The 25,458-nt window shown below is 63.1% G+C and carries 29 protein-coding genes and 3 pseudogenes; 20 read left to right on the top strand and 12 right to left on the bottom strand.

The annotated features are described in order from the left end of the window. Positions 1-222 precede the first annotated feature (222 nt). Positions 223-597 carry a YbaN family protein gene (locus ACIQ2A_RS15085; RefSeq protein ID WP_398480510.1) on the top strand — a complete coding sequence of 125 codons (375 nt, stop codon included), beginning with the start codon at positions 223-225 and terminating at the stop codon, positions 595-597. Here the strand turns inward: ACIQ2A_RS15085 and ACIQ2A_RS15080 are convergent, their stop codons facing one another. Then, positions 598-1,473: a LysR substrate-binding domain-containing protein gene (locus ACIQ2A_RS15080; protein ID WP_398480508.1), complete on the bottom strand. Its 876-nt coding sequence runs from the start codon at positions 1,471-1,473 to the stop codon at positions 598-600. Positions 1,474-1,559: 86 nt separating this feature from the next. On the opposite strand from ACIQ2A_RS15080, the gene ACIQ2A_RS15075 reads away from it, so the two are divergent. Then, positions 1,560-2,804 (top strand): YbfB/YjiJ family MFS transporter, encoded by a 1,245-nt coding sequence (locus ACIQ2A_RS15075; protein ID WP_398480506.1) that lies wholly within the window; start codon positions 1,560-1,562, stop codon positions 2,802-2,804. A gap of 45 nt (positions 2,805-2,849) precedes the next feature. Here ACIQ2A_RS15075 and ACIQ2A_RS15070 read toward each other — a convergent pair whose 3' ends face one another. Then, a complete protein-coding gene (locus ACIQ2A_RS15070) occupies positions 2,850-3,617 on the bottom strand; it encodes a cation transporter (protein WP_398480504.1) in 768 nt (255 codons plus the stop codon). Positions 3,618-3,679: 62 nt separating this feature from the next. Here ACIQ2A_RS15070 and ACIQ2A_RS15065 point away from each other — a divergent pair, with 62 nt between their 5' ends. Then, positions 3,680-4,072 carry a helix-turn-helix domain-containing protein gene (locus ACIQ2A_RS15065; RefSeq protein WP_398480502.1) on the top strand — a complete coding sequence of 131 codons (393 nt, stop codon included), beginning with the start codon at positions 3,680-3,682 and terminating at the stop codon, positions 4,070-4,072. A 6-nt stretch (positions 4,073-4,078) separates the two neighbouring features. On the opposite strand, the gene ACIQ2A_RS15060 is transcribed toward ACIQ2A_RS15065, so the two are convergent. Then, on the bottom strand, positions 4,079-4,375 hold the full coding sequence (locus tag ACIQ2A_RS15060; RefSeq protein ID WP_398480499.1) for a HigA family addiction module antitoxin: 297 nt from the start codon (positions 4,373-4,375) through the stop codon (positions 4,079-4,081). 41 nt (positions 4,376-4,416) lie between these two features. After that, positions 4,417-4,701: a type II toxin-antitoxin system RelE/ParE family toxin gene (locus ACIQ2A_RS15055; RefSeq protein WP_398480497.1), complete on the bottom strand. Its 285-nt coding sequence runs from the start codon at positions 4,699-4,701 to the stop codon at positions 4,417-4,419. Positions 4,702-4,901: 200 nt separating this feature from the next. Between ACIQ2A_RS15055 and ACIQ2A_RS15050 the strand changes: the two genes are divergently transcribed. Together ACIQ2A_RS15050 and ACIQ2A_RS15045 are read left to right on the top strand one after the other, a co-directional pair. After that, positions 4,902-5,546 (top strand): DUF47 domain-containing protein, encoded by a 645-nt coding sequence (locus tag ACIQ2A_RS15050; RefSeq protein WP_398480495.1) that lies wholly within the window; start codon positions 4,902-4,904, stop codon positions 5,544-5,546. An 11-nt stretch (positions 5,547-5,557) separates the two neighbouring features. Beyond that, on the top strand, positions 5,558-6,574 hold the full coding sequence (locus ACIQ2A_RS15045; RefSeq protein ID WP_398480493.1) for an anion permease: 1,017 nt from the start codon (positions 5,558-5,560) through the stop codon (positions 6,572-6,574). Between the two features lie 125 nt (positions 6,575-6,699). On the opposite strand, the gene sugE is transcribed toward ACIQ2A_RS15045, so the two are convergent. Beyond that, a complete protein-coding gene (sugE, locus tag ACIQ2A_RS15040; RefSeq protein WP_398480491.1) occupies positions 6,700-7,014 on the bottom strand; it encodes a quaternary ammonium compound efflux SMR transporter SugE in 315 nt (104 codons plus the stop codon). A gap of 184 nt (positions 7,015-7,198) precedes the next feature. On the opposite strand from sugE, the gene ACIQ2A_RS15035 reads away from it, so the two are divergent. Further along, a complete protein-coding gene (locus ACIQ2A_RS15035; protein WP_398480489.1) occupies positions 7,199-8,818 on the top strand; it encodes a peptide chain release factor 3 in 1,620 nt (539 codons plus the stop codon). A gap of 126 nt (positions 8,819-8,944) precedes the next feature. On the opposite strand, the gene ACIQ2A_RS15030 is transcribed toward ACIQ2A_RS15035, so the two are convergent. From ACIQ2A_RS15030 to ACIQ2A_RS15015, 4 genes and pseudogenes are all read right to left on the bottom strand, one after another. Further along, positions 8,945-9,325, bottom strand: a complete 381-nt coding sequence (locus ACIQ2A_RS15030; protein WP_398480487.1) for a type II toxin-antitoxin system HigA family antitoxin — start codon at positions 9,323-9,325, stop codon at positions 8,945-8,947. A 9-nt stretch (positions 9,326-9,334) separates the two neighbouring features. Continuing rightward, positions 9,335-9,565, bottom strand: a pseudogene (locus ACIQ2A_RS15025) (type II toxin-antitoxin system HigB family toxin); the annotation flags it as partial. Between the two features lie 36 nt (positions 9,566-9,601). Further along, positions 9,602-9,967 carry a hypothetical protein gene (locus tag ACIQ2A_RS15020; protein ID WP_398480485.1) on the bottom strand — a complete coding sequence of 122 codons (366 nt, stop codon included), beginning with the start codon at positions 9,965-9,967 and terminating at the stop codon, positions 9,602-9,604. Between the two features lie 390 nt (positions 9,968-10,357). Next, on the bottom strand, positions 10,358-10,828 hold the full coding sequence (locus ACIQ2A_RS15015) for an SRPBCC family protein (protein WP_398480483.1): 471 nt from the start codon (positions 10,826-10,828) through the stop codon (positions 10,358-10,360). Between the two features lie 117 nt (positions 10,829-10,945). On the opposite strand from ACIQ2A_RS15015, the gene ACIQ2A_RS15010 reads away from it, so the two are divergent. Continuing rightward, the gene (locus ACIQ2A_RS15010) at positions 10,946-11,416 is read left to right on the top strand and encodes a hypothetical protein (protein ID WP_398480481.1); all 471 of its coding nucleotides are present in this window, start codon (positions 10,946-10,948) and stop codon (positions 11,414-11,416) included. A 122-nt stretch (positions 11,417-11,538) separates the two neighbouring features. Here the strand turns inward: ACIQ2A_RS15010 and ACIQ2A_RS15005 are convergent, their stop codons facing one another. Continuing rightward, complete coding sequence (locus tag ACIQ2A_RS15005; protein WP_398480479.1) at positions 11,539-12,330, bottom strand: GntR family transcriptional regulator; 792 nt, start codon at positions 12,328-12,330, stop codon at positions 11,539-11,541. A gap of 172 nt (positions 12,331-12,502) precedes the next feature. Here ACIQ2A_RS15005 and ACIQ2A_RS15000 point away from each other — a divergent pair, with 172 nt between their 5' ends. Continuing rightward, a complete protein-coding gene (locus ACIQ2A_RS15000; protein ID WP_398480477.1) occupies positions 12,503-13,423 on the top strand; it encodes a DMT family transporter in 921 nt (306 codons plus the stop codon). An 18-nt stretch (positions 13,424-13,441) separates the two neighbouring features. Continuing rightward, complete coding sequence (locus ACIQ2A_RS14995; RefSeq protein ID WP_398480475.1) at positions 13,442-14,512, top strand: ABC transporter substrate-binding protein; 1,071 nt, start codon at positions 13,442-13,444, stop codon at positions 14,510-14,512. Between the two features lie 45 nt (positions 14,513-14,557). Here ACIQ2A_RS14995 and ACIQ2A_RS14990 read toward each other — a convergent pair whose 3' ends face one another. Continuing rightward, positions 14,558-15,247, bottom strand: coding sequence for a dienelactone hydrolase family protein (locus ACIQ2A_RS14990; protein WP_398480473.1), 690 nt, complete (start codon positions 15,245-15,247; stop codon positions 14,558-14,560). 151 nt (positions 15,248-15,398) lie between these two features. On the opposite strand from ACIQ2A_RS14990, the gene ACIQ2A_RS14985 reads away from it, so the two are divergent. From ACIQ2A_RS14985 to ACIQ2A_RS14970, 4 genes and pseudogenes are all read left to right on the top strand, one after another. Beyond that, positions 15,399-16,667, top strand: coding sequence for a RidA family protein (locus ACIQ2A_RS14985; protein WP_398480471.1), 1,269 nt, complete (start codon positions 15,399-15,401; stop codon positions 16,665-16,667). A 79-nt stretch (positions 16,668-16,746) separates the two neighbouring features. Continuing rightward, positions 16,747-17,544 (top strand): annotated as a pseudogene (locus ACIQ2A_RS14980) (ABC transporter ATP-binding protein). After that, on the top strand, positions 17,541-18,314 hold the full coding sequence (locus ACIQ2A_RS14975; RefSeq protein ID WP_398480469.1) for an ABC transporter permease: 774 nt from the start codon (positions 17,541-17,543) through the stop codon (positions 18,312-18,314). The pseudogene ACIQ2A_RS14980 and the gene ACIQ2A_RS14975 overlap by 4 nt, the downstream one beginning before the upstream one ends. A 26-nt stretch (positions 18,315-18,340) precedes the next feature. Next, complete coding sequence (locus tag ACIQ2A_RS14970; RefSeq protein ID WP_398480467.1) at positions 18,341-19,084, top strand: ABC transporter permease; 744 nt, start codon at positions 18,341-18,343, stop codon at positions 19,082-19,084. 162 nt (positions 19,085-19,246) lie between these two features. Here the strand turns inward: ACIQ2A_RS14970 and ACIQ2A_RS14965 are convergent, their stop codons facing one another. Beyond that, positions 19,247-20,239: a Bug family tripartite tricarboxylate transporter substrate binding protein gene (locus ACIQ2A_RS14965; RefSeq protein WP_398480465.1), complete on the bottom strand. Its 993-nt coding sequence runs from the start codon at positions 20,237-20,239 to the stop codon at positions 19,247-19,249. A 129-nt stretch (positions 20,240-20,368) separates the two neighbouring features. On the opposite strand from ACIQ2A_RS14965, the gene ACIQ2A_RS14960 reads away from it, so the two are divergent. The 7 genes and pseudogenes from ACIQ2A_RS14960 to ACIQ2A_RS14930 all read left to right on the top strand — a co-directional run. Further along, a complete protein-coding gene (locus tag ACIQ2A_RS14960) occupies positions 20,369-20,953 on the top strand; it encodes an NnrU family protein (RefSeq protein WP_398480463.1) in 585 nt (194 codons plus the stop codon). Between the two features lie 3 nt (positions 20,954-20,956). Next, positions 20,957-21,805, top strand: a complete 849-nt coding sequence (gene panB, locus ACIQ2A_RS14955) for a 3-methyl-2-oxobutanoate hydroxymethyltransferase (RefSeq protein WP_398480461.1) — start codon at positions 20,957-20,959, stop codon at positions 21,803-21,805. Between the two features lie 102 nt (positions 21,806-21,907). After that, on the top strand, positions 21,908-22,162 hold the full coding sequence (locus ACIQ2A_RS14950; RefSeq protein WP_398480459.1) for a hypothetical protein: 255 nt from the start codon (positions 21,908-21,910) through the stop codon (positions 22,160-22,162). A gap of 167 nt (positions 22,163-22,329) precedes the next feature. Beyond that, on the top strand, positions 22,330-22,983 hold the full coding sequence (locus ACIQ2A_RS14945) for a tetratricopeptide repeat protein (RefSeq protein WP_398480457.1): 654 nt from the start codon (positions 22,330-22,332) through the stop codon (positions 22,981-22,983). A gap of 21 nt (positions 22,984-23,004) precedes the next feature. After that, complete coding sequence (locus ACIQ2A_RS14940) at positions 23,005-23,559, top strand: hypothetical protein (protein WP_398480455.1); 555 nt, start codon at positions 23,005-23,007, stop codon at positions 23,557-23,559. Positions 23,560-23,615: 56 nt separating this feature from the next. After that, positions 23,616-25,004, top strand: coding sequence for a ribosome biogenesis GTPase Der (der, locus tag ACIQ2A_RS14935; RefSeq protein WP_398480453.1), 1,389 nt, complete (start codon positions 23,616-23,618; stop codon positions 25,002-25,004). Positions 25,005-25,210: 206 nt separating this feature from the next. Beyond that, positions 25,211-25,458: pseudogene (locus ACIQ2A_RS14930) on the top strand (hypothetical protein); the annotation flags it as partial.

Here is a 25,458-nt window from a genome sequence, read left to right as displayed (position 1 = left end):
GGGCTTCCGCAAACTCCGGCGTGTGCGGCCTCCCTCACCCGAAACCTCCGCTTCGCTGCGGTTTCGACCTCTCCCCGGCGGGGAGAGGTGGTCCGGCGTCGCTGCTCACGGGGATGGCGAGGCGGCGTCCTGTATACCGATGTAAGCTAATAAGTAGACCGCTTTCATTCGGAAGTGTTGGGGCCGGACAATGAAACTGGTTTGGAACGAAAGACCGTCTGCATGAAGAGAGCCATCTTCGCCTGTCTCGGCGGCCTCATGCTGCTGCTCGGCATGATCGGCATCGTCACGCCGCTGCTGCCGACGGTGCCGTTCCTGATCCTTGCTGCATGGTGCTTCGGCAAATCCTCGCCGCGCCTTGAAGCCTGGATGCTCGATCATCCCCGCTTCGGCCCGAGCCTGCGGCGCTGGCGCGAGCAGGGCGCCATTCCCCGCCGTGCGAAATGGATGGCGGTGACAGGGATGACGATCGGCTATGTTCTGTTCTGGACGCAGGCCCGGCCGGGCTGGATGCTTGCGACAGCGGTGGCGGTCGTGATGCTCGGCTCCGCCGCTTATGTCGTGTCCCGGCCGGAGCCGGCGGTGACCGATCCGTGACTACGCACTGTGATCGGTGGTGCATTCGACGAAGCATCGCAAAGCAGCCGTCACGAATGTATCCCGGCGCTGCACGAAAACCGTTTCCGCATATGCAATCTCGTCGGGCAGCTGATGCGCGCGGATGCGTCCGTCGCTGATGGCGCCGGCGATCACCGCGCGCGGCAGCAGCGCAAAGCCGACACCCGCAGTGACGCAGCCCACAATGCCGTCGAGCGTCCCCATCTCCATCCGCGGCACGCTGACCAGGCCCTCGCGCGCCAGGAATTCGTCCGTGCGTTGACGATAGGAGCAGCCCGCCCGAAACACGATGACCTTGCCGGCCGCCCGGTGGTCGCGACGCAACTCCGCCACGCCCGACACGCGCGGGGAAGTGGCCAGCACGAGTTCTTCGCGGGCGACCTTGAAGGACGCCAGTTCGGCATGCTGCGCAGGCCCGGCCACGAACGCGCCCTCCAGCTCGCGCTCAAGCACGCGCGCGACAAGCGCCTCGGTCGTTCCTGTCGCGATGGTCACCGATACATCGGGATAGCGGGCGGAATAGGTGGCGAGGATCGGCGGCAGGCGCAGGGCCGCCACGGTCTCCATGGCGCCGATCCGCAACGCGCCGCCTGGCACGACATCGTCGCATGCGACGAGGCGGGCCTCCTCGAGCAGTTCTGCCACCCGCCGTGCATAGGGCAGCAGACGCTCGCCGACCGTTGTCAGCGTGACGCCCTGCTTGGAGCGATGAAACAGCGTGACGCCGAGCTTGTCCTCGAGGGCGCGGACACGCTGGGTCACGTTGGATTGCACGGTATTCAGCTGCTGCGCCGCGCGCCCGATGGCGCCGGCCTCCGCGACGGCGGCGAAGACCCCGAGCTCGATGCTGTTCATGTCATCTCCATTTCAGATGGACGACATCGATTATAATCATTATTTTTGTTTGATCGAGAGGTTTAGAGCGGGTGTGGAGGTGTCCCATGTCCACTCTGTCCGATCGCTCGTCCCACATGCATCCCAAGCCCGCTGCCGGATCCGACATGTGGCGATGGGCCTTTGCCGGCCTGGCCGCATCATTCGTGGGGATCGGCCTCGCGCGCTTCGCCTATACGCCGCTGGTGCCGGCGCTGATCGCCGCGAAATGGTTTGCGGCGTCCGACGTCATGTATTTCGGCGCCATCAATCTGGCCGCCTATTTCGTCGGGGCGGCGGTGGCGCGTCCGCTGGCGGTGCGGTTCGGCGCGGTTACGGTGCTGCGACTGTCCATGCTGTCGGTCGTGGTCGCCTGTTTCGCCTGTGCGGTGCCGCTGTCCTTCACCTGGTATCTGGTCTGGCGCATTCTGCCTGGGATTGCTGGTGGCCTCATCATGGTGCTCGCCGCATCGACAATTCTGCCGCATGTCGCTGCATCGCGCCGGGGCCTTGTCGGTGGCCTTGTGTTCATCGGTGTCGGCCTCGGTGCCGCCGCCTCGGGAACGCTGGTGCCGCTGCTACTGCGCGAAGGCCTTGCCGCCTGCTGGATCGGCTTTGCAATGCTCTCGGCCCTGCTGACGGCCGCGAGCTGGCGCAGCTGGCCTGATGACGCAGGCGAGGGCGCGAACCCCACTCCCGTGCGGCAACGACTCGGCACCAAGGCGCGCCGGCTGAACCGATCGCTCATCGCGGAATACGGGTTGATCGCTTTCGCGATGGCGCCGCACACGGTCTTCCTCGTGGATTATGTGGCACGCGAACTCGGCCTTGGCATCGATGCCGGTGCGGGCTTCTGGGTGCTGTTCGGATGCGGCGCGGTCGCGGGTCCGCTGATCACCGGGCGCATCGCGGACCGGATCGGCTTCGGTCGCGCGCTGACGCTCAGTTATGGCTTGGTAGCGATCGCCGTCGTCGCGCTGCCGCTCGGCACGCATCTGACGGCGCTGCTGATCATATCGAGTGTTGTGATCGGCGGCTTCACGCCGGGCATCGTGCCGCTCGCGCTTGGCCGCGTGCATGAACTCGTGCCCGGCGATCCCGCTCTGCAGCGCGCCATCTGGGGCCGCGCGGTCACCTGTTTTGCCGGCGGGCAGGCCGTCGGCGCCTATGGCCTGTCGGCGCTGCTCGCCCATGGCGTCGTGAGCTACGCAACGCTGTTCATGCTGGCCGCTGCCGCCGCCGTGCTGGCGCTGGTGCTCAATCTGGCGACGGGCCTGACGGTGCGTGGAGTGCCCGAGAAGCGGCTCCCGTAGATGCGTTCAGGACATCGTCGGTCGCGTGTGTCGCTTCGGGAGCGATCACGCAGAGTCCTGCGAGTACAGCGGAGCGTCAGCTCGGCCAGCATCGTCTGCGTACTCACGCCACGCCTGCCGCAGAATCTGCACCGACGACGTCAGGAAAATCCCGGCCATCACGCCGGCGACGGCGAGGTCCGGCCATGCGCTGCTTGCTCCCCAGACGCCGAGCGCCGCGACCATCACGATGACATTGCCGATCGCATCATTGCGCGAGCACAGCCAGACCGAACGCACATTGGCGTCACCATCCTTGTAGCGCATCAGCAGCAGCACAGAAGCCAGGTTGGCGGCGAGCGCCATGACGCCGATCGTGCCCATGACTTCGGCATTGGGCAGGCCGAGGATCAGCGTGTGATAGACGGTGGAGCCGAACACCCACAGCGCCATCACGCTGAGCGACAGGCCCTTGAACAGGGCGGCCATCGACCGCGTGCGAATGCTGGCACCAATCACCGCAAGACTGAGCCCGTAGGTCACGGTATCGCCGAGGAAGTCGAGCGCGTCGGCCTTGAGCGCCTGCGATCCCGCGAGCTGTCCCGCGATCATCTCGACGACAAACATCAGCCCGTTGATCGCGATCACCGTCCATAGCACCCGCTTGTAGCGGGGATCGACTCCATCGAAGACCGGCACGCCGCCGGAGCAGCCACAGGCCGCGCCGGCGCAGGTATCCTGCGTTATGGGCGCGACGGACTTCGGCGCCAGTTTCGCAAAATCGATCGGCGGCGGCGCGCAGCAACTGTCGGTGGTGCAGGTCTTGTCGGTCATCGGTGTTTCCTTGCAGCTGGCGCAAGCGTACAACCTCTAGCGACTAGAGGTTCAAGGACAAAATGGATCACACCATCGGAGAGGCCTCGCGCCTGACCGGCATCAAGGTGCCGACCATCCGCTATTACGAGGGCATCGGCCTGCTGGCCGCACCGGCGCGGACCGAGGGCAAGCAGCGCCGCTATCGGGCGGAGGATATTGCGCGGCTGAACTTCATCCGTCACGCCCGCGATCTCGGCTTCGAGATCGCAGACATTTCCGAATTGCTGGCCCTGAGCGAGGGCCCGGATCAATCCTGCGCGCAGGTCGACGTGATCACCCGCCGTCATCTCGCCGACGTCGATCGCCGCATCGCCCAACTCACCGCGCTGCGCGGCGAGCTCATGCGCATGGTCGACGAATGCAGCCACGGTCGGGTCTGCGAGTGCCGGGTGATCGAGACACTGTCCGGGTGAGGGGACTCACGCCGCCGCGTAGGCTGTGATCTTCTTGATCTGCGGCGCGAGTTCGTCCTCGGCCGTTTCAAGGTCGTAGCGCGCCTGCATGTTCATCCAGAACGCAGCCCCAGTCTTGAAGAATTTTCCGAGCCGCAGCGCCGTGTCGGCAGTGACGGGCTTTTCTTCGCGCGCGATGCGTTCGATGCGCGTGCGCGGCACGTTCAGCGCCGCAGCGACAGCGTAAGGTGTCAACTTGAACGGGACGAGAAATTCTTCTCGCAGGATTTCGCCGGGATGCACCGGCGGAAGTTTCTTTGGCATGGGTGATGTCCTGACAGGTGGCTACAATCGGCCGGGTTCAGCTAGTGGTAGTCGATGATCTCCACGTCTTCGGGGCCAGCATCGGTCCAGCGGAACACGATCCACCATTGGTCATTGATGCGGATCGAGTGTTTGCCCGCTCGGTCGCCCTTGAGAGCTTCAAGGCGGTTGCCGGGAGGTGCTTTCAGGGCCTCGAGAAACCCGGCGGAATCCACCATGATAAGCTTTCGACGCGCGATCTTGGCAAGATTGTCAGGAAACCCTTTGGGAATGCTGCGCCCCTGAAGGAGCGCCTCCGCGAACTTCCCTTTGAAGCTTCTGATCATTTTGAAATACGTATCCTAAGGAGATACGTATTTCAAGATTTTGGTATCTCCATGGGATACTAATGTGGTGGGTAAAAGTGGGTGGAGGAGAGGCCCACCGGCGATTGCTCCCAATGCCCGGACATGCTTTATGACAGTTCCGTGACAGGGGCCGCCGGGCGGTTCCAGTCACGTCGTTGTCCTGATTCCTGGGTGCCCCGATGCTGCGTCTGTTCCGATCCTTTCTGCCGCGGGAGGAGCGGTTCTTCGACCTCTTCGCCCAGCATTCGAAAGCCGTGAGCGAGGGCGCCAAGGCGCTGGCCGGCATGCTGGAAGGCGGCGAGGAGACCCCGGTCTATTGCCAGCGCGTCAACCAGTTCGAAAACGATGCCGATAACATCACCCGCGAGGTGCTGACCGCGGTGCGGCGCTCCTTCATCACCCCGTTCGACCGCATCGACATCAAGAACCTGATCGGCGCGATGGATGATTCCATCGACCAGATGCAGCAGACCGCAAAAGCCGTGATGCTGTTCGAGGTGCGCCAGTTCGAGCCGCCGATGCGCGAGATCGGCACGCTGCTGGTGCAATGCGCCGACCTGATCGGCAAGGCGGTGCCGTTGATGGACAAGATCGGCGACAATGTCGGCCTGCTCACCGCCATGACCGAGGAGGTCGGCAAGCTCGAGGGCCGCGTCGATGATCTCCATGACATCGGGTTGAAGGAGCTGTTCCTCAAGCACCGCAACGCCAACACCATGGACTTCGTGGTCGGCGCCGAGATCTACAAGCATCTCGAAAAGGTGGCGGATCGCTTCGACGATGTCGCCAACGAGATCAGCAGCATCGTCATCGAGCAAGTGTAAGGGCAGGGCCAGTGGACGCCTCCCTCGCTCTTCCCGTGCTGATCGGCCTGATCGCCGTCGCACTGCTGTTCGATTTCCTCAACGGCCTGCACGATGCCGCCAATTCCATCGCGACCATCGTCTCCACCCGCGTGCTGCGTCCGCAATATGCCGTGTTCTGGGCGGCGTTCTTCAACTTCATCGCCTTCACGGTGTTCGGCCTGCATGTGGCCAACACCATCGGCACCGGCATCATCGACCCCTCGATCATCGATCCCGCGGTGATCTTCGCCGCCCTGATGGGCGCCATCGTCTGGAACCTGATCACCTGGGCGCTCGGCATCCCGTCGTCCTCGTCGCACGCGCTGATCGGCGGCTTGCTCGGCGCGGGCCTCGCCAAAGCAGGGCTCTCCGCTGCGGTGTGGGGCGGCCTGCTGAAGGCGCTGCTGGCCATCGTGCTGTCGCCGCTGGTGGGGTTCCTGCTGGCGCTGGTGCTGGTGGCCATCGTGTCATGGGCCTCGGTGCGCTCGACGCCCTTCGCCGTGGACCGCGCCTTCCGCATCCTGCAATTCGTTTCCGCCTCGCTGTATTCGCTCGGCCATGGCGGCAATGACGCCCAGAAGACCATGGGCATCATCGCGGTGCTGCTCTATTCGCAGGGCTATCTCGGCAGCGAATTTTCCGTGCCGTTCTGGGTGGTGCTGTCCTGCCAGGCGGCGATGGCGCTGGGCACGCTGATGGGCGGCTGGCGCATCGTCCGCACCATGGGCCTGCGCATCACCAAGCTGACCCCGATGCAGGGGTTTTGCGCCGAGACCGGTGGTGCCGCGACATTGTTCGCCGCGACCTTCATGGGCGTGCCCGTCTCCACCACCCACACCATCACCGGCGCCATCGTCGGCGTCGGCGCGGCCCGCCGTGTGTCGGCGGTGCGCTGGAACGTGGCGAGCTCGATCGTCTATGCCTGGGTGATCACCATCCCGGCGGCAGCGATCGTGGCGGCGGCGACGTGGTGGATCGTGAAGCTGCTGCATCTGAGCTTCATCTGAACTCCGCCCCTCATCCTGAGAAGCGGCCCCTTGGCCGCGTCTCGAAGGATGGCCGCGAAGCTCGGAGCCCGGCCAGCTCATGGTTCGAGACGGCGCTTCGCGCCTCCTCACCATGAGGGGCGGAGCTAGCTCACCAGCTTGAGCCCGGCGATCCCCGCCACGATCAGCCCGATACACGCGATCCGCGCCACCGTGGCGGGATCACCGAACAGGTAGATCCCAAGCGCCGCCGTGCCCACAGCCCCGATGCCGGTCCAGACCGCATAGGCGGTTCCCATCGGCAGGTCCTTCAGCGCCAGCGCCAGCATGCCCACCGAGGCCGCCATGCTGGTCAGCGTCAGCACCGACGGCACGAGCCTGGTAAAACCCTCGGTATATTTGAGCCCGACAGCCCAGCCGATTTCGAGCAAACCGGCAACGAACAGAATGAACCAGGCCATGACACGGCCTCCTGCAAAAAGGCAGGGCCGTCCCTGCGGATGAATGAAAATTTGGAGGTCGTCCTCGCCCGCTTTATATGGGGATCAGGCGTGCCCGCCGCAACGCGGCGCAAGGTCGCCATCCAGGTCGGCCGACCCGTCAAAAACCCTTGAAATCGCTCCCTTTCCCTGCCACAGCCCGCATATGTCCGACATCGCAGCCGTCACCACCGAATCCGCCGCGTCCCCGCTTGCCGCGGAAGTTGCCCGCCGCCGCACCTTCGCGATCATCTCGCATCCTGACGCCGGCAAGACCACGCTGACGGAAAAGCTGCTGCTGTTCGGCGGCGCCATCAATCTCGCCGGCCAGGTGAAAGCCAAGGGCGAGCGCCGCAACACGCGCTCCGACTGGATGAAGATCGAGCGCGACCGCGGCATCTCCGTGGTCACCTCGGTGATGACCTTCGAATTCCAGGGCCATGTCTTCAACCTCTTGGACACGCCTGGCCACGAAGACTTTTCGGAAGACACCTATCGCACGCTCACCGCGGTCGATAGCGCCATCATGGTGATCGACGCCGCCAAGGGCATCGAGGCGCGCACGCTCAAGCTGATCGAGGTCTGCCGCCTGCGCGACATCCCGATCATCACCTTCGTCAACAAGATGGACCGCGAGAGCCGCGACGTGTTCGATCTCCTCGACGAGATCGAGAAGACGCTGGCGCTGGACACCGTGCCGATCAACTGGCCGGTCGGCCGCGGCCGCGATTTCATGGGCACCTATGACATCGAGACCGGCGGCATCCGCCTGCTCGAAGGCGGCGGCGCCAAGACCGGTGCAGCGGAGAAGATCGAAATCTCCGAACTCGCCGGCCGCAATCAGAATCTCGATGCCGACGAGATCGCCGGCGAACTCGAACTGGTGAAGGAAGCCGGCAAGCCGTTCGACCTGCAGGCCTTTCGCGAGGGTCATATGACCCCGGTCTATTTCGGCTCGGCGCTGCGCAATTTCGGCGTCGGCGACCTGCTGGAAGGCCTCGGCCGCTACGCGCCGCCGCCGCGCGCGCAGGAAAGCAATGCGCGCAAGGTTGAAGCCGACGAGCCGCGCATGTCGGCCTTCGTGTTCAAGATCCAGGCGAACATGGATCCCAACCACCGCGACCGCATCGCCTTTGCGCGCCTGTGCTCGGGCAAGCTGACCCGCGGCATGAAGGCGAAGCTCGTGCGCACCGGCAAGAACATGTCGCTGTCGAGCCCACAATTCTTCTTCGCCCAGGACCGCGCGATTGCGGACGAGGCCTTTGCCGGCGACGTGGTCGGCATCCCCAATCACGGCACGCTCCGCATCGGCGACACGCTCACCGATGGCGAGGACATCACCTTCATCGGCGTGCCGTCCTTCGCGCCGGAAATCGTGCGGCGCGTGCGCCTCGGCGATGCCATGAAGGCGAAGAAGCTGAAGGAAGCCCTGCAGCAGATGTCGGAAGAGGGCGTCGTGCAGGTGTTCCGCCCCCGCGATGGCGCCCCGGCGCTGGTCGGCGTGGTCGGCCCGCTGCAGCTCGACGTGCTGAAGGCGCGGCTCGATGCCGAATATCAGTTGCCCGTGAGTTTCGAAATCTCGGAATTCTCGCTGGCGCGCTGGATCTCGTCGGAGGACGCCAAGAAGCTCGACACCTTCATGAACGCCAACAATTCCGGCGTCGCCGACGACGTCGACAACGATCCGGTATTCCTGGCGAAAAACGACTTCTATCTGAACTACACCAAGGAACGCGCCGAAGGGATCGTGTTTTCGAGCGTGAAGGATGTGAAGAAGAAGGGGTAACTCGCAGCCGTAGGATGGGTAGAGCGCAGCGAAACCCATCGGCGGAGCCAGCCACATCGACGGAACGATGGGTTTCGCTCCAGCGTGTCGCGCCTTCGCTCTAGCCATCCTACGCAGCGAGCTCGCTCATGCCGCCGCCGTTTCCAGCGCGTACGGCTTGATCAGCAATTCCAGCGGCAGCTTCCAGGCCTCGTTGAGACGACGGATCATCTCGATCGACAGCGGTCGCTTGCGGTTGAGAACTTCAGATGCGTGGGATCGCGAGCCTAGCAGCTCCGCGAGTTTGGCTTGCGTGTGGCCGAATTCATCGATCGCGAAATGCAGCAGATCGATCGGGTCCATGCTGTCGTCGGTCGGCCAGCGCGCGTCCTCATAGCGATCCACGAGGGTCGCGAGAATGTCGAGCTTGTCGCCGTCCTCAGTGCCGGCCTTCGCGCCCCACAGTCGGCCAATCTCAGCGACGGCGTCATCGTAGTCCTGTTCGGTGCGGATCGGGCGAATATCCATGGCGACCTCCTAGAACATCGCGACGCTCAGGGCGTCGATGGCATCATATTCATCATGGGTGCCGAGAAATTTGATCCAGGCCACCTGGTGGGCAAAGTCGAAAGCCACGATCATTCTGTAGTTGCCGCCTGTAATTTCGAATCTTGCGCGCTCGGCGTTCAGAATTTTAGCTTTAGGAAACGCTCTCGCGACATCGTCCATGGTTGCAAACTGTGCTGCCCTGAACACTTGCTGCCAACGCTTTAAGGAGGGCGCCGTAGGATGACTGCAAGGTTCTCAATAGTCAGGGTTGTCCGCGCGTTCCCATTCCAGCGACGCTTCCGAAATCCTGAACTCTCGCAAGATCACACGAATGAGCTGTGTGATTTCGCCAAGGTCTTGGATGCGCCGGTCGATATAGATCGTCGATGTATTCTGCGGGTAACCAGCATAGTGTCGAACGGCAATTTCAACCTTGCCATTCAGTTCGAACGATGCGCCTTCGAACTTGTCGAGGTCATCGACGCCCGAGGTTACTTTGCCATGGCGTCCAACCACATTGCCGATCGGCAGATTGAGGATCGCCTGTGGGATAACTTCGACACTCAGGTCGGGGATTGATCTGATCACGATCATCTCCTCGTCGGTTTTATGGCTGGCCATGCACAAACCTGGTCCAGGTGATCGCGGCATACGTCCCGGCCTGCTCAACTTTCGTGCTCACGCCTGATGATGACGTGTACCATCTCGCTTCATGCTTCGTCCCGCTTCCCGGTGTGGGTCTCACGGCCGTGTCGAATTCGATACCTCTCACCGACGCGGGAAGGGCAGAGCGATAGGCCTTCACGCTGGGGAGATGACTACCTCGTGCGGGGCCACCCCAGATCTCGCCGGACAATTGCTGGTGATCCGCGTCGGCCTTGGTCTGCGTTGGAGATTCCTGGCGGTGGAAGGGGCCGTACATGGCGCAATCCATGGTTGATGGATAGGTGACTCTCATCAAACCACGATTGGACGTCAAATGACAGGGATGCGCTCAGCCAGCCCGGCGATCTAAACCCGCTCCTCCACCATCCTCTTGATATTCCCCAGCCCCAATTCCGCCTCCGCATCGATCCGCGCCACGATCTCCGGCGTCGCTTCCTTCGGCCGTGCCGGGTTACGGACCGTGCGCGTAAACCGCGTCCCGCCATCGACCTCCGTGCAGACATACTGCACCACGATCGGCCCGACGACGCTGAGATGCGTCAGGCCGATCCACAGCCGTGGCCGCTCACAGGCGATCACCAGCCAGTCGAGGCCGACCGGGCCCGCGCGCGTCGACCAGTGTTCGTGAAACGTGTCGCCAAAGCCCATCGGGCGGTCGGCGCAATCGATCTCGTGCGACGACGGCAGCCATTCCGGCCATGACTTGGGATTGGTGACATAGTCGAACACGGCCTCGGCCGGCGCCGCAATCACGATGGAGTGGCTGCGCTCGAACGGATGCGTGGCGCCCTGCGGCTTCAGGTCGATGGTGGACATTGCGGCATCTCCCTAGTTGCGGTTTTGAACCGTCTTGACGTTTGTTGCGACGAAAAGGGACCACAGCAGACTCCGCTGCGGAATGCCATCACTCATGCCAAGGGACTGGAGACAGGGATGTTGAAACTGCTGGGCTGTACCGCCGTCGCCGCGTTGTTCGCGATTGTCCAGATTGATGCGAGCCTCGCCCAGAGCGCAGCGCCGGCCGAGAAGGTCGCGCCCGCCGCTGCAGCGGAGAAAGCGGCGGACAAGCCCACCGAAAAACCAGCGGAAAAGCCCGTGGCCGAGAAGCCGGCGGCTTCTACCCCAGCAGCCGAACGCTCAACCAGCGAGAAGGCGGCGACGGACAAGCCCGACGAGAAGCAAGCCATCCGCTCGCCGATCAAGCGGGAGGCGGACAAGCCCGCTGCGGACAAGCCGGCTGCAGACAAAGCCGCGGCGGCCGATGACGAGAAGCCGAAGAAGAAAAAGAAGATGACGCGCCAGCAGGAACTGGATCACTCCATCGACACCGGCACCGTGCCTGCGCGCTATCGCAGCCAGGTGCCGAAGGAATATCACCAGTTCATTCCGTTTGCGAAGCAGTGATCTGCAAGCTGCTCTGGCTGCAATCCGGTCCTCGCAGTCAGAGCTCGACCATGGCGTAGGCACAATAGCCGCAAGCGAGATCGGCGGGATGCATCCTTGGCGCGATACGCAGGACCGCAATCTTAGCGCTTGGCGGACGCCTTGCGAGCCGCGCGCGGCGCCGGTTTCCTGGCCGGCATGCGCTTCGCCTTGAAGGCGGGCTCCGTGTCGCCTTGCGTGATCCGGCTGTTGTATAGTTCACGCATCTGCTGAAAATTGGTCGATAGATGATCGCGCGCCGCATTCACGGCGCCCTCGACGTCGCGCTCGATGGCGCGGTCCACCAGCAGCTTGTGATCGACCCGGATACGCTCCCAGTAGTCGTCCGATGCTGACATCTCCATCGTCAGATAGCGGCGATAGCGGCCATATTGCTCGGACAGGATGGTGCTGAAATTGATCAGCCAACGTGATCCGCAGGCTGCGATTAGGCTATGGTGAAAACGCTCATGCCGCGTTTCCCATTCGTCATAGGCAGCATCGCTGCCTTCGCGTTGCGGCCGCGGGCATCGCTCCAGCATATGCAGGGCGACCAGCACCTCGCATTCCCAGTTTTCGTCGCCGCGCGCGATCGAGCGTTTGAGCGCTTCCAGGTAGAGATTGATGCGCTGCTCGGCCAGATCTTCCAGGTCCTCGAATTTCATCGCAGATACTGTGAAACCGCGCTGCCCTTCGAAATCGACGAGTTGCTCTGATGTCAGGCGCGCCATCGCCTCGCGCAGCGGGGCGATGCCGATGCCATAGCTCGCGCTGAGGTCACGAAAGGGCAGGCGCTGACCAGGTTTCAGCCTCCCGCTCAGAACGTCCGAGCGCAGGCGGCGATAGATCTCCTCGCCCAAGGTCTTGGACGGCAGTGGCTGGTCTCGATCGATCATGGTCCGTTCCGGTCCTCAACCCGACGATTAGGTAACTGCTGAAGATATGTCCAGTCTATGCCTAAATTTCGTCATTCCTAAAAATGTTCGAACATTTATATTATGAAGGAAATCATAGCGGATGCGCCGGCAGCCTGGTCGATGGAGCCGTCTGCCGGAAACTGGTCGGAACATGTCGTCTGAAGATCGTGAGCGCTGGCAGGGCATTGCATGGATGTTGGCATCGACAGTGATGCTGACGGCCAATCACGCCTCGATCCGCTTCATCTCCGCCGAATTGCATCCGTTCGAGATCACGTTTTTCCGTAATCTGCTCGGGGTCGCCTTCGTGCTTCCGATGCTGATCCCGAACCGTTTCGCCGGGCTGCGAACACAGCGGCCGATGGGGCACTTCATCCGGGCGCTGTTCAATGCCGGCTTCATGCTTTGCTATTTTGTCGGTCTCAGCGTGGTGCCGCTGGCGGATGCGACGGCGCTTGGATTCACGGGGCCGCTGGCGGCTGCGATCCTCGCGTCCGTGCTGCTGAAAGAGAAACTGTCGATCTGGAAGATCGTCGGCCTGCTGCTGGGATTTGCCGGCGTGCTGGTGATCGTTCGTCCCGGTGCCGGCATGTTTTCATGGGGCGCGTTGCTGATCCTGTTGTCGTCGGTGTTCTTCGGGCTGGTGATGGTGTCGGTGCGTGATCTCGCGCGCACGGAGTCCAGCCTGACGATCACGGCCTATGTTGCCATCTTTCTCGTACCGATCACGCTGGTGCCTGCGATCTCGGTCTGGCAGTGGCCCAGCTGGCCGCAATTCCTGATGCTGTGCGTGATGGCGTTCTTCGCCACGCTGGGCCAGTTGGCGTTGTCGCGGGCATCCAAGCTTGCGGAGACATCGGTCATCATGCCGGTGGACTTCGTGCGCATCGTCTGGGCTTTCGCGATCGGGAGTCTGCTGTTCGGCGACCGGATCAGTTCGGCGGTGTTCGCCGGCGCCATGCTCATTTTTGCCGGCGCTTGCATCGCCGCCATTTTCGGCAAGCAGGCCCCGCGGCCGACGGTGCCGGGCGGAACGGCGCCGGACATTTCTCCAAAGCAAATTGGCAACTGAAAGCAGGAGTCGTACGCGATGAAACGTCAACCGCAAGGCCTCGTCGATCTGTCCATGTCCCGACCGCGCATGTCGCGGCGCAGTGTGCTGGCGGCAGCGGGCTCGCTTGCCGCGACCGCGGTGATCGGTGCGTCTGCGGCACGGGCCGCGGCGACGACCATCCGATATGCGACCGCCGGCGGCATCGGGCCGAGCGAGCCGCAGACCGTCGTGTTCAGTCCGGCGATGCAGAAGACCGGTGTGCTGAAGAGTTACGGCAGCGTCTACACGGTCGATTTCGTCAGCACGCGCAATGCGGCGGAGGCAACGGCGCTGCTGGCGGCGGAGCAGGCCGATATCGCCTCCGCAGGCTTCGTCAATATTCTCGCGGCTGTGCGCAAGGACATCGTGCCGGGCGGCATTTCGGTGATCGCGGATCTGTTCCAGGACGGCAAGCCGGGCTGGGCCAGCAACACGTTCTTCGCGCGCAGCGACAGCGCGATCAAGACGGTGGCCGATCTCAAAGGCAAGGTCATCGGCGTGGTCGGTTTCGGCACGCCGCTCGACATGGCGCTGCAGGTCGTCCTGAAAAAAGCCGGGCTCGATCCGAAGAAGGACGTTCAGGTGGTCGAGGTTTCGTTTCCGAATATGGGGCCCGCCTTGCGCGAGAAGCGCATCGATTGCGGCAGCTTCATCAATCCGTTCATGGCGAACGAGAAAGCCAAGGGCGGTCTCCATCCCGTGTTCAATTACGGCGATGCGTTCGGCAATCTCTCGGTCGTGTGCCAGGCGGCGCGCAAGAAATTCCTCGCGGCCAATGGGGCGGTGGTCAAAGCCTATCTCGCCGACTATGTCGCCGGCCTGCAGTGGCTGTATGCGAACCAGCCGGAAGCCGTGAAGATCGCCGAGCAGATCGCCAAGGCGCAGCCCGGCGCCATGTCCTATTTCGCCACCAAGGACGATTACTATCGCGCGGAAACCGCCTGCATCGGTGCCGAGCAGCTGCAGCGCCCGATCGATGCGGTGATCAAGGCCGGCATCTTCGACGGCGCGTTCGATGCGGCGAAAGTCATCGATACCAGCTATCTGCCGGCGTCCTGCAACACGTGACAAAAATGGCTGCCTCGTGAGAGGCAGCCATTTTCCGCTTCCGCGTTAGCCGAGCTGAGCCTTGAACAGCGCCTGGGTGCGCTGGTTGGCGGCCTCCGCGCTTGCCGGGTGATATGCCTCGCGCTCGTCGCAGGCAAAGCCGTGCTCGGCGGGATAGATGTGGATCTCGACGGGCTGTCCGGCCGTGAGCTGCTCGATCTTGGCGACATCGGCGAGCGACACCACGTGGTCGCGTTCGGCAAAATGCATCTGCACCGGGCAGGCCGGGCGCTCGCTCGCGAATTGCAGGATCTGCGTGCCGTAATAGCAGGACGCAGCCTTGATCTCCGGGAAACGCGTCGCTGCGAGCCAGGCGATGGTGCCGCCCCAGCAATAGCCGATCGCACCGATCGGGCCCGAGCCGGCAAGGCGATCCACTGCTGCGCGCGTATCCATGAGGACGTCGGGCCAGTCCAGCGACTCGCGAATGGCGCGCCCCTTCAGCCCATCTTCCATGCTGTAGCCAAGCTGCAGGTCGGGACGGATCCGGTCGAACAGGGCGGGCGCGACGACGTGATAGCCCAACGTCGCATAATGCTCGCATCGCGCACGGATATAGCTGTTGAGGCCGAACACCTCCTGCAGCAGCACGAGGCCGCCGCGCGGCTGCGCGGGCTTTGCTTCATAGGCCGCCAGTTGATGCCCGTCGGAGCTGGTCAATGTGATCCAGTCGCCCATCCGAAATGGTCCTTTCATCTGCCGCCGAGTCCGGCATCGACGATGCACGTCAACTCGTCAAGCCATGCTAACAAAATGAGCTTGTGTTGATCAAGATGTTCGAACATTCTTATTATTAACGAACATCAAGATGAGTGATTGTTCGAGCAACTTGAGGATCGAACGATCGATGACACGTCGCGTCATAACCCCGTCCGGCATGCCGGTGCCGCCCGAGTCCTTCTCATGCGGTATTCGCTACAAGGACTGGATTTTTGTCTCCGGGCAGATGGCATCGGACTATGAGGCCGGCTTGGCAGGCGACGCCCGCGGCAATGAAGCCGTGCCACTGGCAGGCGAGGGCGCTTTTGTCCGAGAGGCGCGCAGCATCCTTGCGCGGCTTGGGCGCGTGGTCGAAGCGGGCGGGGCGACCTTGTCGGATGTGGTGCGCATCGATCAGTTTCCGGTGGTGCGCGACGTGATGGAATCCTATCAGGCCGTGCGCGGCGCGACGATTCCAGCGCCGCGTCCCAGCAGCCAGTCGGTTCATATCGACGGACTGCTGGCGCCCGATGCCAATATCCTGGTCGATCTTGTGGCATTGGCGCCGTCCGGCACGACGCGCATCGAAGCCATCAACAGCGACAAGGTGCCGTCGCCGCTGGGGCTGTATACCGCGGCCAGCAAGGCCGGCGACTACATCTTCCTCGCCGGGCAGATCGCCACCGACTGGCGCAACGGTCTGGCGCCCGAAGTCCGCGGCACCGCCTTTCACTGGGGCAACAACCAGATCGAGCGGGAGACCAGATATATCCTGCACAATATCGCGCTGACGCTGGAGGCTGCAGGCTCGTCGCTGTGCAACGTGGTCAAGGCGCAGGTCTATCTGACCGATATCAATGATCTGCCACGGGTCGACAAGATCTGGCGGGAGGCATTCCCGAACGATCCGCCCGCGCGCACGGTCTATCCCGTCCACAGTCTTGGTGTCAGCGGTACCACGATCGAGATCACCATCGTCGCCGTCACCGATCATGGTGCGGTCCGCAAGGAAGTCGTGCATGCCGATCGGGCGCGCCGCCGCGTATTCCATGAATCTCAGGCCATCCGTGCCGGCGATTTCCTGTTTTTATCGGGCCTGATGGCCGGCGATGCGCAGGGGCTTGCCCCGGCCGCGCGCGTCAGTCCGCATTATCCCTATGTGAAGGACACGGCGGCCGTTCAAATGCAGGAGATCATGCAGGATGCGGCCGCCTTGTGCGAAGCGGGCGGCACACGCCTGGCAAAGGCCGTCCGCCATCATCTGATCCATACCGATCTCGGCGAATACGCGGCGACATTGACCGCGCGCAACGCGGTTTTCCCCGACGGCGTGCCGGCGACCAGCACGCTGAAGATCCCGTCACGCCTTCCCATTCCGGGCTGCACGATCCTGTCCGATCTGTGGATCGCCACCTGATCCCCACGGCATGAATCTCGCAGTGGTTTTGCTGGCCGGATAGTCGGCCAGACGCTCTTGAAGGACGATCGAACACATCATGTCGACTGCGATACCGACGATCGAAGTCAGTGGCGTCACCAAGATGTTCGGCGAGCGCGCCGACGTCAAAGCGCTGGATGACGTCAACCTGACAATTCGCAAGGGCGAATTCGTTTCCATCGTGGGGCCGTCGGGATGCGGCAAGAGCACATTGCTGTATGCGCTTGGCGGCTTCATCGCGCCCACGACCGGGTCGTTGAAAGTCAGGGGCATGGAGATCACGGCGCCGGGGACCGATCGGGGGATCGTCTTCCAGGAATATGCGCTGTTTCCCTGGATGACGGTGTTCGACAACATCGCCTATGGGCTGGTGCAGCAGGGCATGATGCCCGGCCGCTACAAGCCGATTGTCGAACGCTATATCGAGCTCATCGGTCTTGCCGGTTTCTAGAAACGCTATCCGCGCGAATTGTCCGGCGGCATGAAGCAGCGCGTGGCACTGGCCAGGACATTCGCTTACGAGCCGGATGTGTTGCTGCTCGACGAACCCTTCGGCGCGCTCGATGCGCAGACCCGCGAAGTGATGCAGGATGAACTCCTGCGGCTCTGGAGCGCGTCGAAGAAGACCGTGCTGATGGTCACCCATGACGTTGCCGAGTCCGTTTATCTGTCGGACCGTGTTTGCGTGATGTCGAAGCGGCCAGGCCGCATCATCAACGAATTTGCCATCAACCTGGACCGCTCCTTGAGCCGGGAGCAGTTGATGGTCTCCGGTGCTTTCACGCAATTGCGCAACGATGTCTGGTTGGCGCTCCGGCATGAAGTCTCGGCATCCAGTCCGGTCGTGGCGGCATGACCGTGCACTGGACAAAACGTCTATCGGCATTGGTGCCATTTCTCGCGGTGCTCGTTGTGTGGCAGTTCGCGAGTGCGACGGGGGCGGTGTCGCCTGATTTTCTTCCATCGCCGGTGCGGGTGCTTGCGGCTATCGCAGACCTTATTCAGGAAGGCGAGATCTTCGCGGATCTGCTCACCACCCTGGTGACCGCAGTGGTCGGCTTTGCCATCGGGACAGTGCTCGGCATCGTGCTGGGGGCTGGCATGGCGCTGTCGCCAAAGGTGGAGATCATTTTCGATCCGCTGGTGAAGTCGACCTATTCGCTGCCCAAGACGGCGCTCGTCCCGCTGTTCATCCTGTGGTTCGGCATCGGCGGCCTGACGAATATCCTGACCGTGGCCTTTGCCTGTCTGTTGCCTGTGGTGGTCTATACCTATCACGGCGTGCTTGCAGCGCCGCGGGTGCTGGTGTGGAGCGCGCGCAGCCTCGGCACGCCGTCGCATCGCATGTTCTGGCGGCTCTATCTCAATGTCGCGCAGCACAGCATCCTGATCGGCACGCGCATCGCGGTCAGCATCGCCTTCGTCGTCACCGTCGCATCTGAAATGATCGTGGCCAGCAAGGGCATGGGCAAGGTGATGTTTCTCTACGGCGAGAGCGGGGCCTATGACTACATGTTCGCCGCGGTCGCGCTGACCATCGCCATCGCCTTCGGCGGCGACTGGCTGATGGTGGTGCTGGGCAATATCTGGCTGCGTTGGGCCGATCCGTCGCAGCGTCTTGGATGATGGTCGCCACGATGATGACGAAACGCATGCAACTCATCGCCGCGAAAATGATCTCGCCTGGACTGTTGATCATTGTCTGGGAAGCGGCGTCGCGGTTCGGTCTTATGCGTCCGGCCTTTCTGCCGGCGCTGTCGGACATCGCCTTGCGTGCGGTTGTTCTGTTTCAGAACGGCGAACTGGTGGCGCCACTGATGCAGAGCCTCTGGCGTACCGCGGCCGGCCTGTCGCTGGCTCTCGCCTTCGGCGTCGTTCTCGGCCTCTGTATGGCGCGGGTGTCGCGCCTCGACTGGTTTTTCGGCCCGCTGGTGACGCTCGGTTTGCCTATCCCGAAGATCACGCTGTTACCAATCTTCATTCTTTGGTTCGGCATTGCGGACCTGTCGAAGATTGCATTGGTTGCGTTCACCTGCGTTTTCCCGATCGTGGTCGCAACGCGGGAAGGGGCACGCACAGTCCCTCTCAATCTTCTCTGGGCAGCGCAAGCCATGGGCGCCCATCCCAACAAGATCCTGTTCAAGGTCATTCTTCCAGCGACGTTGCCGTCACTGCTGAGCGGCATCCGGGTCGCGATTCCGCTCGCTCTCTTGACCACCTTCACCGCCGAAATGGTCGGTGGTGGCGGCGGTCTCGGTGGTCTTCTCACCGTCGCACGCCGCCTGTTCGAGACGTCCACCGTATTCGTCTACATCATCGCGATGGGCATCGTCGGCTATGTGTTGGATGAGAGCTATTTGCGCCTGCGGGCGCGTTTGCTGGCCTGGGCCGAATAGCCGCGTAGGACGGATGAGCGCAGCGTCATCCGCCGGCCGGGTTCACAACTGAAACGCCGGGGCGGATGACGGCTTCGCCTCATCCGCCCTACGGCCTGTCCTCAACCTCTCCTGCACAAGGGCGGGGAGAGGTCGGGCTAGAGCCGCGCGGCCCGGGCGAGATCACTCAATCCTGATCTTCGCCGCCTTGATCACATCGGCCCAAAGCGCCTTCTCGTCATTCATGCGCTTCTTCAATTCCTCCGGCGTGGTCGGCGAGGGCGTGATCAGTTGCGCCTTCAGCTTCTCGATCACCGCGGGCTCGGTCAGCGTCTTGCGCACTTCTGCGTTGATCGCGGCCACCACATCCTTCGGCAGACCACCCGGACCCACCAGCGCATTCCACGCATCCGACTGCACGTCGATGCCGCTTTCCTTCAGCGTCGGCACATCGGGCAGGAACGGCGAGCGTTGCGCCGTCGTCACCGCGAGAATCTTCACCGCGCCCGTCGAGAGCTGCGGGGTCACGCCGATGGCCGGCAGGCACGCCACCTGCACATCGCTGCGGATCAGCGCGGTGGTTGCAGCCGGCGACGAGGGATACGGGATGTGCACCATGCTGACTCCGGCCTTCTGCGCGATCGCCTCCATGCAGATCTGCGACAGCGTGCCGACGCCGATCGAGCCGTAAGCGAGCTCCTTGCTGTCGGCCTTCGCCTTGGCCAGCAGCTCCGCCACCGAACTGACGCCCAGACTTGTGGGCACCGCGAGCGCGCTCGGCAGCTGCGTCAACAGCGTGATCGGCGCGATGTCGGTGTCGGGATTGTAGGGCAGCTTTGCGAACAGCAGCGTGTTGATGGCCAGCGGGCCGCCGAGTGAGATGCCGATCGTGGAGCCATCCGGCGCAGCCTTGGCGATGGCGTCGGTGCCGATATTGCCGGACGCGCCGGGCTTATTCTCCACCACGAAATTGGTGCCGGGATGCCGCGCGGACAGACTGTCGGCCAGCACGCGGCCAACGATATCTGGGCTCGCGCCGGGGCCGAACGGCACGATGATGCGCACGAATTTCGGCGGCCAGACGGATTGTGCAGAGGCGGCACTGGGCACGGCAAAAAGCAGTGCGGCTGCGAGCGCCATGCGGGCGAGGTGAGTGGTGGTGGCGTTTCGCAGCATTGCGCGTTTCCCCAGAAAAGTGATACCGGACGTCGTCCTGCCCGACCATGAAGCGAGCGGGACCATAATTGGAATTTCGGGGCGAGCAACCCATCCGGCACGCAACCGCCCTGCGGGAGGACGACGATCATGGGCTTGAGCGTGATGATCCTTGGCCTCGTGCTGTTTCTCGGCATCCATCTCTTCATCACCAAACGCAATGCACGTGCCGACCTGATCGCGCGGATCGGCGAGGGCGGTTACAAGATCGCGTTCTCGCTGGTGTCCGTGGTTGGTCTGGCGCTGATCGTCTGGGGCTATGCGCAATACCGCGCCACCGGCTGGATCAATGTCTGGTATCCGCCGACAGCGATGAAGCACATCACCATTCTGCTGATGCTGCCCGCGGTCATCATGGTCGCCGCCTCCTATATTCGCGGCCGCATCTACACCACGCTGAAACATCCGATGCTCGCCGGCATCAAACTGTGGGCGCTGTCGCATCTGCTCGCCAATGGCGATCTCGGCTCGATCATCCTGTTCGGCTCGTTTCTCGCCTGGGCGGTGATCGATCGCATCTCGCTGAAGCGCCGCCCCGATAGCGGCGCGCCGCCGATCCCCGTCGGCGGTGTGGCCAACGATGCGATTGCCGTCGGTGTCGGTGTCGTCGCTTATCTCGCTTTGGCGTTCGCCTTCCACCCTGTGGTGATCGGCGTGCCCGTGTTTGGAGCTTAATCCATGTCGATTCAAACCGCCGTCAAACGCAAGACTGCACCCGATATTCTGGCGCGCAAGAACGGCGAGCCGATCGTGATGCTCACCTCGTATCACGCGCATACGGCCTCGCTGGTCGATCGCTATTGCGATGTCATTCTCGTCGGCGACAGCCTCGGCAATGTCATGCACGGCTTCGAGACCACGGTGCCGGTGACGCTGGAGATGATGATCCTGCAAGGGCACGCGGTCATGCGCGGCTCGAAGCAATCGCTCGTCGTCGTCGACATGCCGTTCGGGTCGTATGAAGCCTCGAAGGAGCAGGCCTTCCATTCCGCCGCGCGCATCATGAAGGAGACGCATTGCGGCGCCGTCAAACTCGAAGGCGGTGCGCGCATGGCCGAGACGATTGCGTTTCTCGCCGAACGCGGCATTCCCGTGATGGCGCATATTGGCCTCACGCCGCAATCGATCAACGCGCTGGGCTCGTTCCGCTCGCAGGGGAAAGAGGAAGCCGACGCGCTTGCACGCGGCGAGAATGTGAGCGGCCCGATTCAGAATGATGCGATCGCGGTGGCGCAGGCCGGTGCGTTCTCCGTCGTGATCGAAGCCGTCGCCGAACCGGTTGCGCGAAAAATCACGCAGACGATCGCGATCCCCACCATCGGCATCGGCGCGAGTTCGGCCTGCGATGGTCAGGTGCTGGTGCTGGAAGACATGCTTGGCCTCAATGCGCGGGTGCCGAAGTTCGTGAAGAAGTATGGCAATCTCGGTTCCATGATCGAGGCGGCCATCGAAGGCTACGCCACCGAGGTGCGCTCGCGCGCGTTTCCGGGGCCGGAGCATGTCTATGGTGGCAAGCCGAAGGCGTGAGGCCTCGGCCACAATGTGGCCGCAAGAAATGCGCGCGCGAATGGGAATTCGGCGCATATTCCGGTGTTGAATCGGCAGGGCAGCGTGCGAAGGACGATTCCCATGAAGACCTTGAAACTACTCGGCTTTGCCGCCGTTCTGGCGCTGCTGCCGCAAGCCGGCCACTGTGAGGACGCAAGGCGGCCGCAACAGCCCCGGCCGCGCGCCGAGCAGCCGCGCCAAGTCGTTGATCCCGCTGCACTTGTGCGCGGAAACGCAGCACTCGGCGGCAACAATGCCAACTCCGCCTTCGGCGATAACGGCGCCGATTTCAATGCCAATGGCCGCACCAGCGGCGGGGCCGGGGGCATGAACTGACACGCGCAAATCGGTTTATGTATTAAGCTTTTCAGGATAACGCCTTGATCGCGTTGGCTTTGCCTTGCCAACGCCATAACGCTAGGGTATCGCCGCCGCAACGCGCGGGCGATGGCCTCTGCGCTGCTCGGGGTGAGCGCGGCCGATCCGTCACAGGAAATCTTGAAGTGTCTGAATTATTTAATGAAGTCGACGAGGACCTGCGTCGCGAGCAGCTCAAGAGGATCTGGGAAAAGTATTCCCTGCTGATCATCCTGGTCGCGATCCTGATCGTCGGCGGCGTCGGCGGCTGGCGCGCTTATTCCTATTTCGAGGCCAAGAAGGCCGCCGCGGCCGGCGAAGCCTTTGACAAGGCTTCGGAATTGTCCGAGCAGAACAAGCCCGCGGAAGCCGAGGCCGCGTTCCTCAAGCTCGCATCCGAAGCGCCCTCGGGCTACCGCACCATGGCGCGCCTGCGCGCCGCGGGTGAGGCGTCGAAGCGCGATGTGGCCGCAGCCGTAAAGCTTTATGACGAAGTGATCGCCGACACCACGGTCGGTGCCCCCGAAAAGGATCTTGCCCGCGTCCGCGCTGGCGCTTTGCTTGTGGAATCAGCAGCTTACGATGCGCTGCAGGCCAAGCTCGAGCCCGCCACGGCCGCCACCAGCACCTATCGCCATTCCGCCCGCGAACTGCTCGCTTTGGCCGCCTGGAAGGCGGGCAATGCCCCTGAGACCCGCAAATGGGTCGAGGCGATTTCCAACGACAGCGAAACGCCATCCAGCATCCGCACCCGCGCCGAGTCGCTGCAAGCTTTGCTGCCGCCCGCGGCCAAGAGCTGATTGAGTTTGAGTGAGAAGCCCATGCGTTCGTCGATGCAACGTCTTGTTTCCGCTGCTGTTCTCGTCACGCTCGCGAGCGTGCTGACGGGCTGCGGCGGCGCGTCCAGCTGGGATCCGTCGGATCTGCTCGACTTCATGGACACCAAGAAAAAGCTCCCCGGCGACCGCCGTCCGGTCTTCCCCGAAGGCGTTCCTGGTCTCGAACAGGGCGTGCCGCGCGATCTCTACAAGGAAAGCCAGCAGCGCCAGCAGGCGGAACAGGCCGCTGCTGCCGCCGCCGCGGCCCCGCCGCCGCAACCCGCGCCCGGTGCGCCGAGCGGTCGCAAGGCGTCCAAGTCCAAGAGCCGAGGTGATGTCGAGGTCGGCACCGTGCGCCAGGACGGCTCGCCCGCCGCTGCGGAAGAGGGCAGTGCCGCCGGCGTTGCCCAGCCGCCGGCCGGTCGCAAGATCACCCGCCGCCGCACCACCGCGCCGCCGCCGGAAGAGCCGGCTGCAGCTCCGGCCGCGCCTGCACAGCAGTCGCAGCCATCCGGCGGCTTCCCGGCACCGATGCCCTCGGGCAGTTTTTCACGCTAACCTCGCGCGTAAGCGCACATTGACAGAACGTCCATAACGGGCGCACGGATCGCCCCATGTCTTCTTACACGATTGCCATTATCGGCCGACCCAATGTCGGCAAGTCCACGCTGTTCAACCGTCTGGTCGGACAGAAGCTGGCGCTTGTCGATGACACGCCCGGCGTCACCCGCGATCGCCGCGAGGGGGCTGCGCGCCTTGGCGATCTCGAATTCACCATCATCGACACTGCCGGCCTCGACGAAGGCGCGAAAGGTTCGCTCACCGCGCGCATGCAGGAGCAGACCGAGACGGCGATCGCGCTCGCCGACGCGCTGTTCTTCGTGATCGATGCGCGCATGGGCCTGACGCCGAATGACCGCGCTTTCGCGGATTTCGCGCGCCGCGCCAACAAGCCGGTGCTGCTGCTCGCCAACAAGAGCGAAGGCAAGCATGGCGAAGTCGGCGCGATGGAATCCTACGCGCTCGGCCTTGGTGATCCCATCCAGGTTTCCGCCGAGCATGGCGAAGGCATGGGCGAACTCTATGACGAACTCGCCAAACTGATGCCGGTGCCGGTCGAGGATGAGGACGACGAAGAGCCGATCGCGGAAGAGTGGACCGACGAGGAAATCGCCACGCGTCCGATCCGCGTTGCCATTGTCGGCCGCCCCAATGCCGGCAAGTCCACGACCATCAATTATCTGCTCGGCGAGGAGCGTCTGCTGACCTCGCCGGAAGCCGGCACCACGCGCGACTCGATTTCCGTGGAGCTGGACTACAAGGGCCGCAACTTCCGCCTGTTCGATACCGCCGGCCTGCGTCGCCGCTCGCGCATCGAGGAGAAGCTGGAGAAGCTCTCGGTCGCCGATGCATTGCGCGCGATCCGCTTTGCCGAAGTCGTCGTGATGATGATGGACTCGCAGAACAAGTTTGAAGAGCAGGATCTGCGCATCACCGATCTGGTCGAGCGTGAAGGTCGCGCGCTGGTGCTCGCGGTCAACAAGTGGGACCTTGTCGAAAAACGTGGCGGCATGATCGGCCAGCTGCGCACCGAGGCCGATCACTGGCTACCGCAGATCAAGGGCGTGCCGATCGTTGCGATCTCCGGCCTGATGGGCGAGGGCATCGATCGCCTGATGGGAGCGATCCAGGAGTCCTACAAGATCTGGAACCGGCGTATCGCGACCGCTGCGCTGAACCGCTGGTTCGAAGATGCCATCGGCAACAATCCGCCGCCGGCTGTGTCGGGACGGCGACTCAAGCTGAACTACATCACGCAGACCAAGGCGCGTCCGCCGAGTTTCGTCGTGTTCTGCTCGCGTGCCGATGCGGTGCCGACCAGCTATCTGCGCTACCTCACCAACAGCATGCGTGAAGCGTTCGAATTGCCGGGCACGCCGATCCGCATCACCCTGCGAGAAAAGGCGAATCCGTTCGCGCATAAGCGCAAGCGGCCGAATTAAACTCCACATCGTCCGCCTGTGCGTTCGTGACGCATGCCACCCGCTTACCAATCTCGGGCGATTACGTTCCTTGAGTACCTTTTAAAGCTTGGCGTCGGGTGATCCCGCGTCACTGCGCTAAATCCGTAACAGTTCGCCGTCGCAACGCCACCTATCGTCTCCGCAGCCACTGTTGAATCGACGCGGCACTGCAAAGGGGACTGACGATGAAGAAGATGTTGCTCGGAACGGTCGCGCTGGTCGCGCTCGCCGGACCGGCTTTCGCAGCCGATATGGCGCCGCGGATGTACACCAAGGCCGCGCCAGTGGTTGCGCCGATCTATAACTGGTCGGGCTTCTATGCCGGTATCCACGCCGGCTACACGTTCGGCGATCGCACCAATGTCGAGACCTCGGGCATTCTGCCCATCAACGTCCTCAATGTCGGCGCCGGCGCACGTGCGGCATCGGTCGG

Origin of the sequence: Tardiphaga sp. (assembly GCF_044336785.1) — a bacterium.
Lineage (GTDB): Bacteria > Pseudomonadota > Alphaproteobacteria > Rhizobiales > Xanthobacteraceae > Tardiphaga.
This window is presented reverse-complemented; position numbering and strand designations above follow the sequence as displayed.

What these genes read in the sequence shown, in the direction of transcription:
- ACIQ2A_RS15005 (WP_398480479.1), bottom strand. Translation starts at nt 12,330, where the DNA reads ATGATCGATCGAGACCAGCCACTGCCGTCCAAGACCTTGGGCGAGGAG.
- ACIQ2A_RS15035 (WP_398480489.1), top strand. Translation starts at nt 7,199, where the DNA reads ATGTCCGACATCGCAGCCGTCACCACCGAATCCGCCGCGTCCCCGCTT.
- ACIQ2A_RS15030 (WP_398480487.1), bottom strand. Translation starts at nt 9,325, where the DNA reads ATGGATATTCGCCCGATCCGCACCGAACAGGACTACGATGACGCCGTC.
- panB (WP_398480461.1), top strand. Translation starts at nt 20,957, where the DNA reads ATGTCGATTCAAACCGCCGTCAAACGCAAGACTGCACCCGATATTCTG.
- sugE (WP_398480491.1), bottom strand. Translation starts at nt 7,014, where the DNA reads ATGGCCTGGTTCATTCTGTTCGTTGCCGGTTTGCTCGAAATCGGCTGG.
- ACIQ2A_RS14965 (WP_398480465.1), bottom strand. Translation starts at nt 20,239, where the DNA reads ATGCTGCGAAACGCCACCACCACTCACCTCGCCCGCATGGCGCTCGCA.
- der (WP_398480453.1), top strand. Translation starts at nt 23,616, where the DNA reads ATGTCTTCTTACACGATTGCCATTATCGGCCGACCCAATGTCGGCAAG.
- ACIQ2A_RS14950 (WP_398480459.1), top strand. Translation starts at nt 21,908, where the DNA reads ATGAAGACCTTGAAACTACTCGGCTTTGCCGCCGTTCTGGCGCTGCTG.
- ACIQ2A_RS15075 (WP_398480506.1), top strand. Translation starts at nt 1,560, where the DNA reads ATGTCCACTCTGTCCGATCGCTCGTCCCACATGCATCCCAAGCCCGCT.
- ACIQ2A_RS14985 (WP_398480471.1), top strand. Translation starts at nt 15,399, where the DNA reads ATGACACGTCGCGTCATAACCCCGTCCGGCATGCCGGTGCCGCCCGAG.
- ACIQ2A_RS15000 (WP_398480477.1), top strand. Translation starts at nt 12,503, where the DNA reads ATGTCGTCTGAAGATCGTGAGCGCTGGCAGGGCATTGCATGGATGTTG.
- ACIQ2A_RS14960 (WP_398480463.1), top strand. Translation starts at nt 20,369, where the DNA reads ATGGGCTTGAGCGTGATGATCCTTGGCCTCGTGCTGTTTCTCGGCATC.
- ACIQ2A_RS15055 (WP_398480497.1), bottom strand. Translation starts at nt 4,701, where the DNA reads ATGATCAGAAGCTTCAAAGGGAAGTTCGCGGAGGCGCTCCTTCAGGGG.
- ACIQ2A_RS14975 (WP_398480469.1), top strand. Translation starts at nt 17,541, where the DNA reads ATGACCGTGCACTGGACAAAACGTCTATCGGCATTGGTGCCATTTCTC.
- ACIQ2A_RS14995 (WP_398480475.1), top strand. Translation starts at nt 13,442, where the DNA reads ATGAAACGTCAACCGCAAGGCCTCGTCGATCTGTCCATGTCCCGACCG.
- ACIQ2A_RS14990 (WP_398480473.1), bottom strand. Translation starts at nt 15,247, where the DNA reads ATGAAAGGACCATTTCGGATGGGCGACTGGATCACATTGACCAGCTCC.
- ACIQ2A_RS14970 (WP_398480467.1), top strand. Translation starts at nt 18,341, where the DNA reads ATGCAACTCATCGCCGCGAAAATGATCTCGCCTGGACTGTTGATCATT.
- ACIQ2A_RS15020 (WP_398480485.1), bottom strand. Translation starts at nt 9,967, where the DNA reads ATGGCCAGCCATAAAACCGACGAGGAGATGATCGTGATCAGATCAATC.
- ACIQ2A_RS15060 (WP_398480499.1), bottom strand. Translation starts at nt 4,375, where the DNA reads ATGCCAAAGAAACTTCCGCCGGTGCATCCCGGCGAAATCCTGCGAGAA.
- ACIQ2A_RS15010 (WP_398480481.1), top strand. Translation starts at nt 10,946, where the DNA reads ATGTTGAAACTGCTGGGCTGTACCGCCGTCGCCGCGTTGTTCGCGATT.
- ACIQ2A_RS15080 (WP_398480508.1), bottom strand. Translation starts at nt 1,473, where the DNA reads ATGAACAGCATCGAGCTCGGGGTCTTCGCCGCCGTCGCGGAGGCCGGC.
- ACIQ2A_RS15065 (WP_398480502.1), top strand. Translation starts at nt 3,680, where the DNA reads ATGGATCACACCATCGGAGAGGCCTCGCGCCTGACCGGCATCAAGGTG.
- ACIQ2A_RS15015 (WP_398480483.1), bottom strand. Translation starts at nt 10,828, where the DNA reads ATGTCCACCATCGACCTGAAGCCGCAGGGCGCCACGCATCCGTTCGAG.
- ACIQ2A_RS15050 (WP_398480495.1), top strand. Translation starts at nt 4,902, where the DNA reads ATGCTGCGTCTGTTCCGATCCTTTCTGCCGCGGGAGGAGCGGTTCTTC.
- ACIQ2A_RS15085 (WP_398480510.1), top strand. Translation starts at nt 223, where the DNA reads ATGAAGAGAGCCATCTTCGCCTGTCTCGGCGGCCTCATGCTGCTGCTC.
- ACIQ2A_RS14940 (WP_398480455.1), top strand. Translation starts at nt 23,005, where the DNA reads ATGCGTTCGTCGATGCAACGTCTTGTTTCCGCTGCTGTTCTCGTCACG.
- ACIQ2A_RS15070 (WP_398480504.1), bottom strand. Translation starts at nt 3,617, where the DNA reads ATGACCGACAAGACCTGCACCACCGACAGTTGCTGCGCGCCGCCGCCG.